The organism is Bradyrhizobium sp. 132 (assembly GCF_023074185.1).
Lineage (GTDB): Bacteria > Pseudomonadota > Alphaproteobacteria > Rhizobiales > Xanthobacteraceae > Bradyrhizobium.
In genome coordinates, this window is sequence record NZ_JADPKY010000144.1 from 1 (window position 1) to 1268 (window position 1268).

The 1268-nt window shown below is 63.5% G+C and carries 1 protein-coding gene; it reads left to right on the plus strand.

The window, feature by feature from the left end; translation table 11 throughout:
- Nucleotides 1-63 precede the first annotated feature (63 nt).
- Nucleotides 64-1250, plus strand: a protein-coding gene (locus IVA74_RS31840) for an IS3 family transposase (protein ID WP_247350894.1) whose coding sequence is annotated in 2 segments (ribosomal slippage) — nt 64-316 and nt 316-1250 — 1188 coding nt in all. Because the reading frame shifts where the segments join, the coding sequence is not laid out codon by codon here.
- Nucleotides 1251-1268 lie beyond the last annotated feature (18 nt).

A 1268-nucleotide genomic window follows, 5' to 3' on the forward strand; every position in this document is an offset into this window, starting at 1 on the left:
TGACCTGCCCCTGCCGATTTCCTCCGGTTGAAGTTAGAGTCCGGCCTTCTGAAGGACGGACAGATGAAGCGAGCCAGGTTTACGGAAGAACAGATTATCGGTGTGCTGCGCGAACATGAGGCCGGTGCGAAGGCGGCCGATTTGGCGCGTAAGCACGGCATCTCGGAAGGGACGCTGTACAATTGGAAGGCCAAATTCGGCGGGATGGACGTTTCGGAGGCCAAGCGGCTGCGGCAGCTTGAGGACGAGAACGCCAAGCTGAAGAAGCTACTGGCCGAGCAGATGTTGGATGCCGCCGCGTTGCGCGAGCTTCTGTCAAAAAAATGGTAGGGCCCGTCGCCAAGCGCGAGGCTGTCGCGCATCTGCAGGCCGAACTGGGCCTGTCAGAGCGGCGGGCCTGCTCAATCGTTAGCGCCGACCGCAAGATGATCCGCTATCGGTCGTGCCGGCCGCCGGATACCGAACTGCGCGTCCAATTGCGCGAGCTTGCCAATGCTCGCAGGCGCTTCGGCTATCGCCGGCTGTTCGTCCTGCTGCGCCAACATGGCGAGCCGTCCGGGCTAAACCGAATCTACCGTCTCTATCGGGAGGAAGGCCTCAGCGTCCGCAAGCGCCGGACCCGCCGCCGCGCGGTGGGTGTTCGGGCGCCAATCCTGGTCGAGGCTCGGCCGAATGCCCGTTGGTCGCTGGATTTTGTCCATGACCAGTTCGCCAGTGGTCGCCGCTTCCGGATCCTGAACATCGTCGATGACGTGACCCGGGAATGCCTGGCGGCAATCCCCGACACCTCGCTCCCGGGACGGCGGGTGGCGCGCGAACTGACGGCGCTGATCGCCCGTCGCGGCAAGCCTGGCATGATCGTCTCGGACAACGGCACCGAGTTCACCTGCAACGCCATGCTGACCTGGTCGGAAGACCACCAGATCGCCTGGCACTTCATCGCACCGGGAAAGCCGATGCAGAACGGCTTCTGTGAAAGCTTCAACGGCCGGATGCGCGACGAGCTTCTCAACGAAACTCTGTTCTTAGGCCTCGATCACGCCCGGGCCAGAATTGCCGCTTGGGCCGCCGACTACAACAGCCAACGCCCGCATTCTTCGCTGGGCTACCTGACGCCTGCGGCCTATGCCGCCAACCTCACCGCAACGTGCGACCGGCTGCGCAACCCCGACCAGCTCCGCCGATCGCACGTTGCTCACCCCGCGCCAAACGGCGTAACATCCGCTGAGGCTCTAATCGCCACTGGATGAAACTTCGGAGGCAGGTCA